17 protein-coding genes, 1 pseudogene and 1 riboswitch are annotated in these 14,641 nt (G+C 52.7%); of the genes and pseudogenes, 6 read left to right on the top strand and 12 right to left on the bottom strand.

From position 1 onward, the window contains the following. Position 1 precedes the first annotated feature (1 nt). The gene (locus YWK_RS0112360; RefSeq protein ID WP_026965044.1) at positions 2-1,369 is read right to left on the bottom strand and encodes an APC family permease; all 1,368 of its coding nucleotides are present in this window, start codon (positions 1,367-1,369) and stop codon (positions 2-4) included. A gap of 352 nt (positions 1,370-1,721) precedes the next feature. Continuing rightward, positions 1,722-1,919 carry a hypothetical protein gene (locus YWK_RS22140; protein ID WP_026965043.1) on the bottom strand — a complete coding sequence of 66 codons (198 nt, stop codon included), beginning with the start codon at positions 1,917-1,919 and terminating at the stop codon, positions 1,722-1,724. Between the two features lie 53 nt (positions 1,920-1,972). Between YWK_RS22140 and YWK_RS19785 the strand changes: the two genes are divergently transcribed. Continuing rightward, positions 1,973-2,650 carry a L,D-transpeptidase family protein gene (locus tag YWK_RS19785; protein ID WP_051375550.1) on the top strand — a complete coding sequence of 226 codons (678 nt, stop codon included), beginning with the start codon at positions 1,973-1,975 and terminating at the stop codon, positions 2,648-2,650. 77 nt (positions 2,651-2,727) lie between these two features. Here the strand turns inward: YWK_RS19785 and clpP are convergent, their stop codons facing one another. The 5 genes from clpP to YWK_RS0112325 form a co-directional block, all read right to left on the bottom strand. After that, positions 2,728-3,300 carry an ATP-dependent Clp endopeptidase proteolytic subunit ClpP gene (gene clpP / locus YWK_RS0112345; RefSeq protein WP_026965042.1) on the bottom strand — a complete coding sequence of 191 codons (573 nt, stop codon included), beginning with the start codon at positions 3,298-3,300 and terminating at the stop codon, positions 2,728-2,730. A gap of 24 nt (positions 3,301-3,324) precedes the next feature. Continuing rightward, positions 3,325-3,561: a hypothetical protein gene (locus tag YWK_RS0112340; RefSeq protein WP_026965041.1), complete on the bottom strand. Its 237-nt coding sequence runs from the start codon at positions 3,559-3,561 to the stop codon at positions 3,325-3,327. A 68-nt stretch (positions 3,562-3,629) separates the two neighbouring features. Beyond that, positions 3,630-3,941, bottom strand: a complete 312-nt coding sequence (locus tag YWK_RS0112335; RefSeq protein WP_026965040.1) for a sigma factor-like helix-turn-helix DNA-binding protein — start codon at positions 3,939-3,941, stop codon at positions 3,630-3,632. Between the two features lie 238 nt (positions 3,942-4,179). Then, positions 4,180-5,166: an inorganic phosphate transporter gene (locus YWK_RS0112330; protein ID WP_026965039.1), complete on the bottom strand. Its 987-nt coding sequence runs from the start codon at positions 5,164-5,166 to the stop codon at positions 4,180-4,182. A gap of 12 nt (positions 5,167-5,178) precedes the next feature. Then, the gene (locus YWK_RS0112325) at positions 5,179-5,793 is read right to left on the bottom strand and encodes a DUF47 domain-containing protein (protein WP_026965038.1); all 615 of its coding nucleotides are present in this window, start codon (positions 5,791-5,793) and stop codon (positions 5,179-5,181) included. A 386-nt stretch (positions 5,794-6,179) separates the two neighbouring features. On the opposite strand from YWK_RS0112325, the gene YWK_RS0112320 reads away from it, so the two are divergent. From YWK_RS0112320 to queC, 3 genes are all read left to right on the top strand, one after another. Next, positions 6,180-7,493 (top strand): TrkH family potassium uptake protein, encoded by a 1,314-nt coding sequence (locus YWK_RS0112320; RefSeq protein WP_026965037.1) that lies wholly within the window; start codon positions 6,180-6,182, stop codon positions 7,491-7,493. 48 nt (positions 7,494-7,541) lie between these two features. After that, positions 7,542-8,204 carry a potassium channel family protein gene (locus tag YWK_RS0112315; RefSeq protein WP_026965036.1) on the top strand — a complete coding sequence of 221 codons (663 nt, stop codon included), beginning with the start codon at positions 7,542-7,544 and terminating at the stop codon, positions 8,202-8,204. 110 nt (positions 8,205-8,314) lie between these two features. Next, entirely contained in the window at positions 8,315-8,977 is a 663-nt protein-coding gene (gene queC, locus YWK_RS0112310) for a 7-cyano-7-deazaguanine synthase QueC (RefSeq protein WP_026965035.1), read from the top strand. An 82-nt stretch (positions 8,978-9,059) separates the two neighbouring features. On the opposite strand, the gene queE is transcribed toward queC, so the two are convergent. The 3 genes from queE to corA all read right to left on the bottom strand — a co-directional run bounded on the left by queE (position 9,060) and on the right by corA (position 11,372). Beyond that, on the bottom strand, positions 9,060-9,773 hold the full coding sequence (gene queE, locus YWK_RS0112305) for a 7-carboxy-7-deazaguanine synthase QueE (protein ID WP_026965034.1): 714 nt from the start codon (positions 9,771-9,773) through the stop codon (positions 9,060-9,062). After that, positions 9,773-10,210: a 6-pyruvoyl trahydropterin synthase family protein gene (locus YWK_RS0112300; protein WP_026965033.1), complete on the bottom strand. Its 438-nt coding sequence runs from the start codon at positions 10,208-10,210 to the stop codon at positions 9,773-9,775. The genes queE and YWK_RS0112300 overlap by 1 nt, the downstream gene beginning before the upstream one ends. Positions 10,211-10,400: 190 nt before the next feature. Next, positions 10,401-11,372, bottom strand: a complete 972-nt coding sequence (corA, locus tag YWK_RS0112295) for a magnesium/cobalt transporter CorA (protein WP_026965032.1) — start codon at positions 11,370-11,372, stop codon at positions 10,401-10,403. 77 nt (positions 11,373-11,449) lie between these two features. After that, positions 11,450-11,620: riboswitch (M-box (ykoK) riboswitch) on the bottom strand. A gap of 100 nt (positions 11,621-11,720) precedes the next feature. On the opposite strand from corA, the gene YWK_RS19780 reads away from it, so the two are divergent. Both YWK_RS19780 and hprK read left to right on the top strand, forming a co-directional pair. Next, the gene (locus YWK_RS19780) at positions 11,721-12,395 is read left to right on the top strand and encodes a hypothetical protein (protein ID WP_051375549.1); all 675 of its coding nucleotides are present in this window, start codon (positions 11,721-11,723) and stop codon (positions 12,393-12,395) included. A gap of 81 nt (positions 12,396-12,476) precedes the next feature. Further along, positions 12,477-13,439 (top strand): HPr(Ser) kinase/phosphatase, encoded by a 963-nt coding sequence (hprK, locus tag YWK_RS19775; RefSeq protein ID WP_051375548.1) that lies wholly within the window; start codon positions 12,477-12,479, stop codon positions 13,437-13,439. A gap of 80 nt (positions 13,440-13,519) precedes the next feature. On the opposite strand, the gene YWK_RS0112275 is transcribed toward hprK, so the two are convergent. Further along, positions 13,520-13,906: a Fur family transcriptional regulator gene (locus tag YWK_RS0112275; RefSeq protein WP_035466942.1), complete on the bottom strand. Its 387-nt coding sequence runs from the start codon at positions 13,904-13,906 to the stop codon at positions 13,520-13,522. A 210-nt stretch (positions 13,907-14,116) separates the two neighbouring features. Next, positions 14,117-14,641 (bottom strand): annotated as a pseudogene (locus tag YWK_RS0112270) (isocitrate lyase); the annotation flags it as partial.

Below are 14,641 nucleotides of genomic sequence, written 5' to 3'. Positions count from 1 at the left end.
ATCATTGCGAGACTTCCCGTACCTTGTATTCCGGGCGAATTTGGTCCCTCACATCGCTTTGTTTGTGATTCATGTACAGATAAAACGGAACACCTGCAAGCATGAGTAAGAAACCGTACATCACCGTTTGCGCACCTGAACCGTAAATCGTCCAACATGCGTAGAGAAAGCCAAGGAGTGGAACAAACGACATCTTGATGAACTGCAACACATTGATTTTTTTGTCCATCTTCTTCATCAACAGAATCTCAGATGCGGCAGTCATCGCGTACACGGGCAAGTACGATAGCGTTGCAAGTTGTGTCACAAAGTTAAACGCTGCGTTAAAGCTCTTCGTGTAATTCATCAAGAGAAGAATGTTGGCAAGAACGGATCCAATAATCAACGCCATATAGGGTGTTTGATACTTCGGATGTACCTTCGCAAAGGCTTTTGGAAACACACCATCCTCACCAGCAGCAAATGCAATGCGGGCAGTAGATAGCAACCACCCCACGGTTGTCCCCAGAATACTAATGACGGCACCCATCGTAATCAACTTCCCAATGCCACTTCCGAGAAAACTGCTCAGGATATCCGAAATCGGTGCGGTACTGTTCGCTAAATGACTGGGGCTCATCGCACCCATCGCGAAGAAGTCAATGGCAATATACATCACGGTCGCAATGGAGATACCGAGAATCGTGCTACGCGGAATGTTCTTTTCAGGATTGCGAATCTCCCCACCAGCAACCGTAGCCGTTTCCAATCCAATAAACGCCCAAAGCGTAGAGGATGCAGCGAGAGACATCGTACTCATTCCCTTGTCAGCGGGGAACAGAGGCGTAATGTTTCCAGCATTAAAATGCATCGCCGAAATCGCAATAAATCCTAAAAACAGCAGGATTTCGAAGACAGTGATGGTTGTTTGGACTTTGCCAGCTAACCGAACACCTAAAATGTTAATGGCAGTAAAAATCCAGAGAATGCAGCTCGTAAAGAGAAAAGCGACCAAATGATTATTCGTCAAGATGGGAAATAGCGCACCTGCATAACTGGCAATGGCGATAATGACCGCAACATTTCCTATCCATGAACCATTCCAATACAGCCACGCGTTGAGGAAACCCGTGAAGTTCCCAAAAGCGCGTCTTGAAAATTCATAAGGTCCACCGGTCCGTGGGTACTTCGCCCCGAGTTTCGCAAAGGATAGGGCCAAGAAAATGGAACCAATCCCTGTCATAATCCAAGCGAGAAGTATGGCTCCTGGACCTGATTTCTGTGCCAAAGTTGCAGGTAGCATAAATATTCCAGAACCCATCATATTTCCAGTCACAAGGGCCGTTGCAATAAACAACCCGATGCCTTTCTTCAGGCGCTGTTGTTCCACTGAATACATCTCCTTTCGACTGCATAATTATGCAATCTTTCATCCAATGACGTCAACGGCACTTTATTCCACTAAAGCTCAGCGATTTGCAAAATCACGAAGAACCGCTCTAGATGCAAATCGCTCAAGCTAGATACCCTTCACCTCGTCTCATTTGGACGCACCACGGCGCTCGAGTGCAGGCAGACCCGAGCGCCGTTTTTCTCCTGTCCCCACTGATTTTTGGCGCGTAGACGGAATGCGCCCAGTCATATCTTCAGGCCCCTCATAATACTGTAGGAACGTTTCTAGCAAATGTACTCCGACAAGAGAAGGTGCTGAGCTGACATGTGGCGCTTGCGAAGAATCGTCCTCACTTTACTCCTTTCGGCCACGTTTGCATGGGGATGCGCTCCCGGACTTTCGCACGGTTCAGGCGAGCACGCAAATTCGGTGCAGCCGACAACTGCGACGCCCCAACCTGGAGCACCGGGCCACGCGAGTGGGTCTCCATCCCAGACAAGTAAGAACACCAGCTCACCCCCAGCGAATGTGTCTCCGTCGGCGCCAAAGCCAGTACCTCCCAAGTATCCGGTTCTCAACGTGGGAAACAGCGGAGCAAACGTGCTGCGGCTACAACAACTGTTGGCCATGGAAGGATACCTGCCGTTGGTGTGGCACTCGAAAAACACAGGCCGCGTCTCGTCGGACGCTTTGTCCACACTCCAGTTGCCGCCGGACGGCACGTGGACGTGGCGGTATTCCAACGTGCCTTCCTGGGTGCGGCCTCAGTGGAAGCCCGGCAGTTACACGGTCCTCGTGCAAGGTGCCGTGATGACCTATCAACAGGCGCACCACCTGCCTGTGGACGGCGTGGCAGGCCCACAAGTCTGGACCTCCCTCCTTGCCAACGCAGGAAAGAGCCAAAATCCGTACGGACTGACCTACGTTCAAGTCACCCTGAAGCAACCGCAAACGCTGACCGTCTGGTGGAACGGCAAACAGGTATTGCAGACGCTGGTCAATACAGGCATTCCGCAGTCACCCACTGTGGCCGGAACCTACGCTGTCTACCTGCAGTTCAGTTCACAACGCATGTCTGGGACAGATCCCTGGGGTCATCACTATGACGATCCAGGCGTACCCTACGTCAGCTACTTCTACAAAGGCGAGGCGATTCACGGGTTTGTCCGCGCGCACTACGGATATCCACAAAGCCTCGGCTGCGTCGAATTACCTGTGAACAACGCCAAAGTGGCGTGGACATACATCCACTACGGGACGCTCGTACACTTGCAGTAAGATTGGCGTGGTCTCGAAATACACAGACAGCCAGTCCGACAACCTCGAACGAGGAACGGACTGACTGCCACAACGCTTCAAATCACATCGTCAATCAAACCGTATTCCTTCGCGGCAGCGGCGTCCATAAAGAAGTCTCGGTCCATGTCCCGCTCCAGCTTCTCGTACGACTTGCAGCAAGCATCCGCAAGCATTTTCGTCAATCGGCGTTTGTCCTTCAATATTTTCTCCGCCTGAATCTGGATGTCGGAGGCTTGCCCACGCGCACCGCCCCATGGCTGGTGAATCATCACTTCGCTGTTTGAAAGAGCGTAGCGCTTGCCTTTCGCACCGCCTGCGAGCAAAACCGCGGTCATGCTTGCGGCGAGCCCCACGCACATCGTGGACACGTCCGGTTTGATGTGCTGCATGGTGTCGTAAATGGCGAGGCCTGCCGTAACAGACCCCCCCGGGCTGTTGATGTAGATTTGAATGTCTTTGTCTGCATCATCTGCAGCCAAGAAGAGCAACTGCGCAACAGCGGAGTTGGCTACCTCATCGTTGATTTCCGTTCCGAGAAAGAGAATCCGGTCCTTAAGCAAGCGTGAGTAGATGTCGTACGAGCGCTCGCCTTTGCTGGTCTGTTCAATCACGTACGGCGTCAGGTTCATTCGAGAACCTCCTCGCAGGATTCATTATGCGGCGAGGGCCAGGCTGCTTCGTGTCGTGTGGAGGGAAATCGCAGGCGTATCCTGTGTGTCCCGCCGTTGGCAAATTTCCATGTGATTCCTGCAGATGTCGCCTGCGTGCACATCGGATTGCATCTGGACTCGTGCAAGCAACTGCAGGAACAGCTGTGGATTGTCGTTGGCAATGGCCGCCAGGTACGCAGCGACGGTGTTCTCTTCGTGCTGAACGTCCCGCTGCCCCACCGGAGTATCCCCTGGAGCATCGTTCCGAATGGACTGCAGCTTCTGCCGAGCGCGGTACAGGGCAGCTTTTATCCCGTGCACTCTGCAATATCAGCGGAAGTGTACTGGAAAACTTCGCGCAACAGGAAGATCCACTGCTGCCGTAACGAGAGGTGACGTACTAGGGTCTGCACCGCGTCGCGTAATTCCATCGGATCTGCGTTTTGAGGTGCCTCTGCGTCGAAGTCTTCCAGTGGCATTGTGGTGACCCGGTGTTTTCGGTGAGCGAGCGACTTGCAAAACCGGGACAGTGCCGATAACTGCAACTGGATCTCATGGCAAAATGCCTGGTCAACGACGTGCTCACTGCCGTGCTCGGTAGGTTGCACAGTATGAAGCACCACTTCTCCTCCTCACGACGCGCTGTATGGCCACTCTGCTGAGAACAACGTAATACGCGGTTCAGTAGATACGGCCGACGTCGAAAATTTTCTGATTTCTGTATACCCACAGGATATGAGCAACAGGAGGCTCGTGGAGTGTGCCAAAGTGATGGGATGTGAACAGAGGACAAGAGCAGGTATGTACCATGCGAAACCCCACCAATGGCTTCGGTGGGGTTCGATACAACGTGTATGACTACATTCTCAGAAAGATGTTTACAACCAGCGCTGCTAACAGGCCACTGACGGGAATGGTGATAATCCAGGCCGCCACGATTCGGCCGGCAACCCCCCAGTTCACTTGATGGAACCGCTTGGCTGCACCGGTGCCCATGATGGCCGACGAGATAACATGGGTGGAACTGACAGGAAGTTTCATAAGCGTTGCCGTCAAAATGACAGTGGCCGACGTCAAATCGGATGCAAACCCGTTAATCGGCTCCAACTTAATGATTTTCGATCCGACCGTTTTAATAATGCGCCATCCCCCGGAGGCAGTACCTAATCCCATGGCTGTAGCGCAGATGAGTTTGACCCAGAACGGAATGTCCATCGTACTCTGATAGTTTCCCGCGATGAGCGCGAACGTGATGATACCCATCGTCTTCTGTGCGTCATTGGTACCGTGCATAAACGACTGATAGGCGGCAGTTAAGATTTGCAGAAATCTGAACACCCGATTGGCTTTATGTGGAGACGTCCCAGCAAACAAGAGCTTCAGGACCGTCATCAGCAAATACCCCACAATGAGTGCCGCAATCGGGGACATAATAAGTCCTTGTACAATGCTTGTGAAACCTGCGTAATTGACACCATGGATCCCTGCCGCTCCGACCACGGCTCCGGCCAGTGAACCAATCAGGGCGTGTGATGAAGAAGAAGGAATACCAAAGTACCAGGTGATGAGGTTCCATGTAATAGCTGCCACGAGGGCTGCTAGTACAATCACCGTACCATGCTGAATTTTAGACGGATCCGCGATTTTTCCGCCAATCGTCTTGGCGACACCCGTAAACGTCAGTGCTCCGAGAAAGTTCAGTACCCCCGCCATCAGCACAGCCTTGCGCGGTGACAGCGCCCGTGTCGACACGGTCGTGGCGATGGCATTCGCGGTGTCATGAAATCCGTTCGTGAAATCAAACGCCAGGGCCAAGGTTACAACGAGTACAATCAGGACGGTCATACGGCACCTTCTTTACGCGTTTTTCACTATGACGGAGTCTAGCACGTCTGCGACATCCTCGCATTTGTCCGTAACGCTTTCGAGGATTTCGTAAATCTCCTTGAACTTGATGACATGCAAAACATCCGTCTCCTGTGAAAACAGGTTCCGTAACGCTGTCCGCAACAAACTGTCTCCGCCCTTTTCCAATTCGTTTAGGCGCTGTGTGTGCTGGCGCAGGTCGAGCAGTTTACGAGCTTCGAGCTTTTTCATGGCCGTGAGCACTTCTCGAGAACTCTCAGCGATATTGCGCGCAAACTCCACCATCACAGGTGTCGCTTCGTGAATGCCGAACAAGTCAAACCGCACAGAGCAAGCTTCAAGTCCATCCACGATATCGTCCATTTTGATGGCAAGTTCCAAAAAGTCTTCGCGTTCGAGCGGTGTAATATATGTAGCATTGAGCAATGTCACCAATTCGCCCGTCAATTCGTCGCCACGTGTTTCATATTGTTTGATGGACGCCGCGAATTGTGCAGGGTTCGAGATATCTTCTTTCAGACCCTGCATGAAGAACAAGCTAGCCTCCTCCAGATTGATCGCAATTTGAACCAGCAGGTTAAACAGTTGTCGGTTCCGCTTTGACACAAAAGCATCTCCCTTCAGTCTTGTCTCCCAGTTCGGGACTGACCGTGTCCAATATTAAACATACTTTCAGTTTGTAAACACATCGTATTCATTGTGTAAAGAATACGTAAAAAATGTGTGAGAAATTCACACACTACGTCAACCTCTGAGGTTAGGATAGCCATTTCCACCTCGGACATCCGTGTCAGCGATTTGCAAAATAACGACGAACACCTGGTTCAGCACAATACGAAGTATTTCAGGCAGTAATGAAACACATCATCTATGTGTGCTGAACCGCTCAAGAGGAATTTTGCAAATCGCTCATTTAAATAGGCGCACACTGCTACGTCTACCAAATTCGTGTATAATCCCAAGTATATTTCATCCATGAGGAGACGTTTGGTTTGACCTGGACGCGCATGAGCCCTTCGCAACGCATTGCCCTCAGTTACTTGGTCGTGGCGCTGCTCGGCGCGCTATTTCTCATGCTGCCTATCTGTAGACAGACGGAAGTCAGCTTTACCGACGCCTGCTTCACGTCAGCGAGTGCATTGTACGTAACGGGACTGTCCTCTGTCGTGACAAAGACGACGTGGACACCTGTGGGCGACTTTGTCATCGCACTCCTGATTCAAATTGGGGGGGCGGGTATCACACTGGTCACCACATCGATTTACCTCGTCACGGGCCGTAAAATTACTCTGGGCGATAGAATGTTCATCGCAGAGGACAAAAATTTTCAATTGCGCGGCATCGTCCGGCTGATGAAGAGCATTCTCTACTTCAGTTTCGCCATTGAAGGCACAGCGACAGTGCTGTTTGCACTGTATTTCCACTTCGTCTACCACTACTCTTGGCTGAAAGCGTTGGCCATCAGCGCGTTTCACTCGGTGTCCGCATTCAATAACGCAGGGTTCGATGTCTGGGGTAATAACTTGGAAGGATTCCAAAACGACGCGTTCGTCCTACTTCTGACCAGCCTGCTGATTATCCTCGGTGGTATCGGCTTTCTCGTCCTTGTGGAGTTGTACAACTATCGACGCAATCATCAACTGTCATTGCACACAAAAATTGTCTTGAAAATGACGGGCCTCCTGCTTGTGGTAGGGACGTTGCTTACACTGGTCTTTGAAGCGCATGGGTCCATGGCGCACCTGAGTTGGCCGAGCAAAGTACTCAACGCCTGGTTCACCTCCGTCACAACGCGCACCGCCGGATTTGATTCGGTGCCGATTGGCAACATGCACGAGGTGACCTGGATGGTGCTGATTATTCTCATGTTCATCGGCGCGTCTCCGAGTTCAACCGGTGGCGGGATCAAGACGACCACGTTCTTCATGCTCATCAAAACGGCGATGGCAACCATCCGCGGCAGTGCCGACATCACCGCATCGCGCCGAACCATTCCGTGGCACATCGCGCACAAGTCGCTGGTCATTTTTCTGCTCGGTATGGGGGTGGTCGTGACCGGCACGCTGATTGGCGCCGTCCTTGAGCCTGGGATCTCGTTGCTGCGTATTTTGTTTGAGGAAGTCTCCGCGTTTGGCACTGTCGGCTTGACCACTGGGATTACAGGCATTGTCGGGGTCCCGATGAAATGGGTCATTATCTTTACAATGTACCTCGGGCGAATTGGCATCTTTACATTCTTAATGAGCATCGTGCAAAAGCGTCAGTCGAAGGTGCGTTACGTAGAAGAAAAAATTCTGATTGGCTAGATGGACGTGACGCAGAGCAACATTTTTATCTGGGTAGGAGGACGCTGAATGGCGAGAAAGAAAATGACGTTTGGCATTATCGGCGCTGGGCGGTTCGGCACAGGGGCTGCGCGGGAGCTAATTCGGCACGGGCACCACGTCCTCTTGATTGACCGAGACCCAGCCTGTCTCGAACCCTTGGCTCCGATGTGTCACACCGCCATCGGCAACGCGGAAGACATCGAATTCCTGGCGGAAGTTGGCATCAAGGATGTTGATGCCGTCATCATCGCCATCGGCGACGACGAGACGGCGTCAAACCACGCCACCATCAACTGCAAAGATTTTGGGCTGTACGTCGTTGCCAAAGCCATGCATGCAACGCACGGGAAGATCCTCGACCGTCTGGGGGCGGACAGAATTGTGTATCCAGAACACGACTCCGGCGTCCGCCTGGCCCGCTTGTTAACCCGCTCGTCCGTCTTGGAAATGATTGAACTCTACGAAGAAGTGTTCATGATGGAATTGGCAGCGTCCGGGGAGTTGCTGAACAAATCTCTGGTGAAGCTGAACTTACCGAAACGTTTCGGCGTACAAGTGGTGATGATTATCCGTGGAAAGACCACAGTGTTCCCCGTGACCGCAAACGACGTGATTCAGCCGGAGGACATCCTCGTCCTGGTAGGACCGGCGGAATCGCTGCAGCAAGTGGCGAATCTGGCACAGGAGTAGCCGGCCGATTCCGTCATCGGTCCTCGCGTGCGGCTGGCTTGGCGCCCGTGTCTAGGCGTTGCGGTAACATGGAAACAAAGAAGTCCAATGAAACCGGGGGAGTGAACATGCTGAGTCAAGAAAAAGCGGTGGTTGTATTCAGCGGCGGACAGGACAGCACGACCTGTCTTGCGTGGGCGCTTCGTACATTTCGGGAAGTTGAGGCGGTCACATTTCATTACAACCAGCGCCACGAAAAAGAAATTGAATGTGCGAAAAACATTGCCAACAAGTTCGGTGTCCGCCATCACGTGTTGGACATGGCCTTGCTGAACCAGCTGGCCCCCAGCGCACTGACGCGCGCGGACATCCCCGTTGAAGCCGGGAAGGACGGAGCTTTACCGTCTACCTTTGTTCCCGGCAGAAACCTGGTATTCCTTGCATTTGCCGGTATCCTCGCCAGCCAGGTCGGGGCAAAGCACATCGTGACGGGCGTCTGCCAGACCGACTTCAGCGGTTATCCAGATTGCCGGGATGTGTTCATCAAATCGCTCAACGTGACGCTCAACTTGGCCATGAATGCGGAATTTGTCATTCACACACCGCTCATGTGGCTGGACAAGAAGCAGACGTGGGCCCTTGCCGATGAACTCGGGTGTTTTGACCTCGTCCGCGAGGAGACCCTGACCTGCTACGAAGGGATTATCGGAGACGGATGTGGAAAGTGCCCAGCTTGCGTGCTCCGCAACAACGGATTGCAAGCGTATCTCATGGAACGCAACACCATCGACTGAAAGTGCAAGTCATCCGCTGGATTGAAAACAGCCGCCCGTGGCGAGTCACACCACATCGGCGGCTGTTTCCATCAGTGCCAGTTTACACGCCTCGCTTGTTCCCCCACAACAATACGTGCAGTTGTGGCAATACGCGAACATCGTTCATCTCTGGATCCGCAATGATTTTGTCCGTCAGCCACGCCAACTTCTGCAGCAAACGTCCCGATACATCTCCTTCTGACGTGGTATCGTCGTTACCCACCGAGAGGTAGAACGGGACGGCCGGCCACCGCCGATGGACTTCCTTTGCGTATTCGTAATCCACGTCGTCAAACACAACCACTTTTAAAGACGCGTGAATGTGGTCCGCCTCCACCCTACGAAGAAGGTCCGCCAGCACATGCCAGTCTGTCTCCATGCCAGAACTCGGTGGCTTGGGGCTAATTGTCAAGTCGTCAATCGCAGAAAACCAGTCCCTCCAGATACTTCCCTGGGTCTCCAACCCGGTCCGAATTCCGTTGTTCTGCAACAGTTCCAGAAACTCCGCCATCGCATCCTTCAGCAGCGCTGGATTTCCGCCCGAGATAGTCACATAATCGAAGTTCCCGCGAGCGAGGCGGTTCAGTTCCTGCCAGACCTCTTGCGGCGTCATGGGCTTCGCCTTGGAGGAACCGTCCCACGTAAACTTCGAATCACACCAGCGACAGTGGTAATCACACCCTGCGGTTCGAACAAACATCGTCTTGCGGCCAATCGCCATACCTTCCCCTTGGATGGTCGGGCCGAAAATCTCCATCACTGGCAACTTGGCCATTAGTAGTCGACTCCCTTTTTCGGGCGAAAGACCACGTAGCTCGTGGGCGTTTCCCGGACGACCACCTGAACGCAAACCGGCTTATTGGGCTTGCTGTCCAAGACCTCCTGCACGATTTCCCAAACCTTGCGCGCGACCACTTCCGTGGTCGGAAAGTGGTTGCCATCGGTGGCGGAAAAGAGCGGATCGTCATTCAGCAGTCGGTGATCCCAGCGCTCATGCACAAGCTCTTTGAGCAGTTTGAAGTTGATAAGAAATCCGGAACTATCCAGTTCGTCACCAGCGACGGTCACGTTGATAAAGTAGGTGTGGCCGTGGACGCGCTGGCAGACACCCGCCCCTTCATCGGGGATATAGTGTGCAGTGGACAAATGCATGTCCTTGTTCAATTCGTAGCGAAAGTCATGTTGCACCTGCGGGTAGAATTGTTGCAACATTCACAGCCCTCCTTTCCTCCATCGTAGAACCGAGCGATTTGTCAACATTGAAATGGTAGTATACGCGACGGAATCGCGCAATCCAAGCAAAGCCCGCCGGTCGGCGGGCTCTCCATCGCGCGATTTGTAAACTTTCACCAGATTCGTCCGTCGTGGTGCTGCGCATGCCGAGTGTGTCGAAAACGCGTCCTTACAGCCACTTTTTCCGTTTGAAAAACCATACCATCCACCACGTGACAACGCCCATCAGAACCATGACGAGAATGGAGGAGATCCAGTAGTGCTGCAACGGAAGAGGTACGTTCATACCGAATATCCCTGTAATCAGCGTCAGTGTAGCCGTCAGCGTGGTGATGACGGTCAGGACCCGCATGGTTTCGTTTGTTTTCGCGGTTCCCAAGGAAGAGTACGTGTCCAGTGCACCAGACACGAGGTCGCGGTACACTTCGAGCGTGTCGGCAATCCGCTCCAGGTGGTCCGTTAAGTCCATGTAGTACGGAATGTTTTCTTCCTTCACTTCAAACGAATAGGGAGATCCGACCGACGCAAAAATTCTACGCTTGGGTTGAATCACCCGCCGAATCGTAACGATGGTCCGCTTGAGCGCGAGGAACTCTTCGGTGATTTCCATGGCAGGATGCTCGTACATCTCATCCTCGAGCTCATCAATACGAACGCCAAGCCTATCCATAATCGGAAAGTACGTGTCGACGATGCCGTCCACAATCGAGTACAACAAAAAGTCAGCGCCCTTGTTCATGTATTGCGGTTCGCGAATGGAACGGCTCGCAATTCGCCCGACTGACTGAATGGGGTGCTTGTGCACCGTCACGATGTAGTTCTGCCCGAGGAACACGTTGAGTTCTTCGCTGGTGATCTCTCGCTCACTTTCCTCATCGTACTTCAAGGCGTGCAGTTCAAAAAAGTAATACCCATCATACGAGTCCACTTTGGCACGCGGTGAGTCGTGCATACAGTCTTCGATAGTAAGGGGATGGAAGCCAAACGTTTCACCGACAAACTTGACCTCCTGAGGCGACCAGTTAAACAGATCAATCCATAAGAGATTTCGCTCGTTGGCCAGCAGTTCGTCACGCTTGGTCAGATCCACATCGTGAAACGTCTGCTTGAGTTCGTCGTCATAAAAGTAGGTTTTGATCATACCGCACATCCCCTTTCTTGCGGCCCAATCGCCATCATAAAAAAAGCCTTCACCGAAGTGAAGGCGCCATCCTCTATTGCCTTCCCCACTCGTCGAAGTTTTAGCACGTACATAGCTAGAGCCTGTTGGCTCAGCCACATTAGGCAAAACCTTAATCCGGTAATGCCTGTTAACCCAGTTGGCGTCTCTCGACGTTTCCGGGCAGTGGCGTGTGATCTATGCAGAAGCCTCACCTAACGAAGAACCCCATATGCAATTCCACGATTTCAAGCTACATCTATATAATAGCGGCTTTCCTAGAACAATCAAGACAACTCAGTGTTACAATGTCCGCGAGGAGGGCTGCTTATGACATATGAAGATCAATTTCGACACGTGATAGAACGACTTTCCACAAAGTATGAAGTAAAAGATATTCTGCTCCCGACATCCAACTGCATCTTTCTCCTCGAGTCACCGCACGTCCAGGAATTGAAGTTCGGCGCCCCGGTTTCTGGTACTTCCGGACAGACGATGACCCGTCACTTGTTTGGCGAGGAATTCGCGAAGTTCCCTCTGGGGCGGCTCGTGAAAAAGAACGCGGATGACCACCTGAACCGGCCTCGACTGAGCCGCATCGGCCTAGTGAACGTCTGCAACATCCCAATGCAATCCAGCGCCTACGCACCCGCGGATAGACAACAATACCTGCAATGGTTGCGAGCCATGGAGCAAGTTCGAACCGCAAACCACAAAGACGACCTCCGCGACGACCTATTAAACGCAGTTCAAAGCACGTTGGTCGCTTCACTGCGGCACAAGTTACAGCTTTTGCAGGACCGCCCAGCCTTCATGATTCCGTGTGGCCGGTTTGCACAAAAATTCTTTCGCCTGGCCCAAGTATCGTCAGCGAATTGGACCGTCATCGATGGTGTCCCGCACCCTTCCTACAATTCGTGGGATAGGCCTCGGTACAGGGAGGTTGTTTCGCAAGTCCAACGTGCTCTTGAGACGTCGGTTATCTACCAACAGGCAAGTTCCTGAGCTACCGGTATAGATATCACTGTGATACTCGATACTAACCGACGAAGGATATAGAATCGGAACGGTATACGGAGGATCTCAGTGAAACACATCGCGGTTCAGCAAATCGTGGACAAGTTCGATCTAGAAGTGGTTGCAGGGGGAACAGGATTACGTCGACACATTGAGAGTGACGATATCCATCGGCCTGGATTGGAGTTCACGGGGTATCTCGAATATTTCCCACAGGAACGAATTCAGATCTTGGGGAGAACCGAAATTACATACCTCCATTCTCTGCCCCTCGCCGAACGAGACTTGCGCATTGGTCAGGTTGTGGCACGAGAACCCCCTTGCTTCATCATCACCCGTGGTCAGCAGGGGCTCGACTTTTTCTCGAAGCACTGTGACCAGCGTCACATACCGCTTCTTCGCACAACGAGTAAATCTACGCGGTTTATTAGCTTGCTCAGCAACTTTCTGGAGCGTGAACTTGCAGAAGAGGCCTCCATCCACGGCGTCTGCATGAATATTTTTGGTGTCGGCGTCATCTTGCGAGGGGTCAGCGGGATTGGTAAGAGCGAGTTGGCACTGACGCTCATCGAGCGTGGGCATCGCCTCATCTCAGACGACATTGTCATCGTCAAGCAAATCGGGCCCGAAACGTTAATCGGCACACACAACGTAAACAACCGCGAACTATTGCACCTTCGCGGGATTGGATTCATCGATGTGACCCGACTGTTTGGATCCGGTGCGTTCCAAGACGAAACGCATGTAGATCTGGAAATTCAGCTCATCCATTGGGATGACCATGTAGATACGGAGTTGCTGGTGCTCGGGTCAGAAGCGGAAGACGTGGAATACCTGGGTGTCTCGATTCCCCAAATTGACATTCCGGTACGTCCCGGTCGAGACATCGCATCATTGGTGGAGGTCGCGTGCAAGAACTGGCGTTTAAAGCTCGCAGGATATGATGCCCTGAAAGTATATCAGGAGCGGATTTGGATGACAGATTCAACGTCAGATTCCCAGAAGTCGAACAGCAATGGGGCTGCCCAGTGAGGTAAGCGTTGTCACCTTTGGTCAGACAGCCCCATCGCATGTGTCAATGAGGCCCGGCTTCCTGCCTGGGCAGCACACCCTTAACGTGCTGCATCCTGACATTCCTTACACAAACCGTGGAAAATCAGGTGGTGGCGTTGAATCAAAAAACCTGTTTCCCGAGCCACCTCTTCCAGGAAATCTCCAGGCAATTCGGTGAGAACTTCCACCATCTTGCCGCACTTGTCACAGACCGCGTGGTGATGCTCCTCCATCCGTCCGTCGTACCTGGAGACACCACCCGTGATATGTAGCTCCTTGATCAATCCCTGCTCAACCAAGTACTTCAGGGAATTGTATACTGTCGCGTATGCGAATTTGTACTGCTTTTCACGAAGTCTATCCATGATGTCAGCGGCGGTCGGATGGTCATGCGATGCCTTCACGACTTCCAGAACGGCTCGTCGCTGCTTTGTGAGATTCGCCATGATTCTCCACCTCTCCGCTCGAAATGATACTTCAATCATTGTAAAGGTTCCGCCTTCAATGAGCAACGCAACCCCTGCTTATGGACAGTAGGGCCGTGCCAAAAGCATGCCTGCTGCTTTTGGCGCGGCCCCGTGTGATGTATCGCGTACCTTCGCTCGTGCTACAGGAGTACGTCGAAAGTCCAATGACTTCAGGCGCGCAACATTCGTTCAAGCCTCGACAAACTGCTCCTCTTCCGTGGAGCCGGTCAGTGCGGTCGTGGACGCCAATCCACCAGCAATCACCTGTGCCACTTCGTCGAAGTAGCCCGTACCGACTTCCCGCTGATGGCGAGTTGCGGTGTAGCCGTACTGTTCGCTTGCGAATTCCGCCTGCTGCAAGTCGGAGTAGGCTGCCATACCGCGTCGGTTGTAGTCCCACGCCAATTGGAACATGCTGTGGTTTAACGTGTGGAATCCAGCCAGCGTGACGAACTGGAACTTGTATCCCATTTGTCCGAGCATCGTCTGGAACTCCGCAATCGTCTTTTCATCCAGTTTCTTGCGCCAGTTGAACGACGGCGAGCAGTTGTAGGCCAGCAACTTGTCTGGGAACTCCGCGTGAATCGCCTCCGCGAACTTGCGCGCTTCTTCGATGTTCGGTTCGGAGGTCTCACACCAGACCAAGTCCGCGTACGGCGCGTACGCCAGTCCCCGTGCGATGGCCGCATCGATACCGCCCCTCATCCGGAAGAA

This window comes from Alicyclobacillus pomorum DSM 14955 (genome assembly GCF_000472905.1).
GTDB classification, from domain to species: Bacteria; Bacillota; Bacilli; order Alicyclobacillales; family Alicyclobacillaceae; genus Alicyclobacillus_A; species Alicyclobacillus_A pomorum.
The sequence above is the reverse complement of the archived record's forward strand: the minus strand, read 5'-3'. Positions and strand labels throughout refer to the sequence as shown.

Bases quoted from the DNA above. Each gene is read 5' to 3' on its own strand.
- YWK_RS0112275 (WP_035466942.1), bottom strand. From the start codon at position 13,906: ATGGCGAATCTCACAAAGCAGCGACGAGCCGTTCTGGAAGTCGTGAAG.
- YWK_RS0112315 (WP_026965036.1), top strand. From the start codon at position 7,542: ATGGCGAGAAAGAAAATGACGTTTGGCATTATCGGCGCTGGGCGGTTC.
- YWK_RS19780 (WP_051375549.1), top strand. From the start codon at position 11,721: ATGACATATGAAGATCAATTTCGACACGTGATAGAACGACTTTCCACA.
- YWK_RS0112330 (WP_026965039.1), bottom strand. From the start codon at position 5,166: ATGACCGTCCTGATTGTACTCGTTGTAACCTTGGCCCTGGCGTTTGAT.
- corA (WP_026965032.1), bottom strand. From the start codon at position 11,372: ATGATCAAAACCTACTTTTATGACGACGAACTCAAGCAGACGTTTCAC.
- YWK_RS0112300 (WP_026965033.1), bottom strand. From the start codon at position 10,210: ATGTTGCAACAATTCTACCCGCAGGTGCAACATGACTTTCGCTACGAA.
- clpP (WP_026965042.1), bottom strand. From the start codon at position 3,300: ATGAACCTGACGCCGTACGTGATTGAACAGACCAGCAAAGGCGAGCGC.
- queE (WP_026965034.1), bottom strand. From the start codon at position 9,773: ATGGCCAAGTTGCCAGTGATGGAGATTTTCGGCCCGACCATCCAAGGG.